This is a genomic window from Pseudomonas sp. IT-347P (genome assembly GCF_949768005.1).
GTDB lineage: Bacteria > Pseudomonadota > Gammaproteobacteria > Pseudomonadales > Pseudomonadaceae > Aquipseudomonas.
This window is the reverse complement of the sequence record NZ_CATKPQ010000021.1, coordinates 1-1,324: the sequence shown is the minus strand read 5'-3', so window position 1 is coordinate 1,324 and position 1,324 is coordinate 1. Positions and strand designations below refer to the sequence as shown.

The 1,324-nt window shown below is 63.4% G+C and carries 1 pseudogene; it reads left to right on the top strand.

The window, feature by feature from the left end:
• A pseudogene (locus ACM6IV_RS08855) lies at positions 1-1,324 on the top strand (type IV secretion protein Rhs); the annotation flags it as partial.

Here is a 1,324-nt window from a genome sequence, read left to right as displayed (position 1 = left end):
CGTTGCGTGCGCCACTGGGCGTCGTTTTCGCAGATGGACACGCGTTATGTCTGGAACGACGACGGCAGTGTCGCGGTGCATTACGTCGATGGCACCGAAGAAACCTACGTGCACGACGAACGTGCGCGGCTGGTGCGCAAGGTCGAGGCCGACGGCGGCGAACAGCTCAAGGCCTATGACTCATCGGGTCGCTTGATCGCCGAGCAGGATGCCTTGGGCGCCGTCACCGAATACCGCTACGACGAAGTCGGACGGCTGGTGGCGCTGATTCCGCCGGATGAGGTGCCCACGTCCTACGAGTATCGAAACGGTTTCCTGCACAAACGTTCGCGCGGCGACGCGGTGTGGATCTACCGGCGCAATGCCGAGGGCGATGTCACCGAGGCGGTCGATCCCGACGGCCAGGTCACCCATTACTACTACGACACCCGGGGACAGTTGCTGTCGATTCGCTACCCCGACAGCAGCCGGCATCGGTTGGTCTGGAACAGCCTCGGCCAGTTGACCGAGGAAACCCTACCCGACGGTGGCGTGCGGCGCTTTTCCTACGACGCATTGGGGCGGCGGACCACGATCGCCGACGAACACGGTGCGGTCACCCGTCAGCATTGGGACGCCGTTGGCCGACTGCTTCAGACGACATTTCCTACCGGCAGCAGCCGCGCCTACAGCTACGGCGCCTATGGTCAGGTCACCGCCGAGCGCGATGAACTGGGGCGCATCACCCGCTACGAATACGACGACGATTTGCACCTGGTCTCGCGGCGGATCAACCCTGACGGCACTCGGGTGCAGTACCGCTACGACCATGCGCAACTGCTGCTCACCGAGATCGAAAACGAGTCCGGGGAAAAATACCGGCTGGACTACACGCCGACCGGGCTGATTCGTCAGGAGGTCGGTTTTGACGGCCGCCGTACCGCGTACGCCTATGACCTCAACGGGCATTTGCTGGAAAAGACCGAGTTCGGTGATGACGGCTCTTGTTTGCTCACCGCTTATGAGCGCGATGCTGCCGGGCGTTTGCTGGTCAAAACCCTGCCCGACGGCATCAAGGTCTCCTACCAATACGACCGCCTCGGGCGTTTGATCGGAGTCGACGACGGCCAGCAACATCCTTTGGCCTTCGAGTACGACCGTCAGGACCGGCTGATCACCGAGCACCAGGGCTGGGGCACCCTGCGTTACCGCTACGACGCCTGCGGTCAGCTCAAGCGCATGCGTCTGCCGGACAACAGCCTGCTCGATTACCACCACGCCAAGGGCGGCGCGCTGAGCGGCATCGACCTCAACGGCGCGCCGCTGACCCGCCACGTCTACCAGT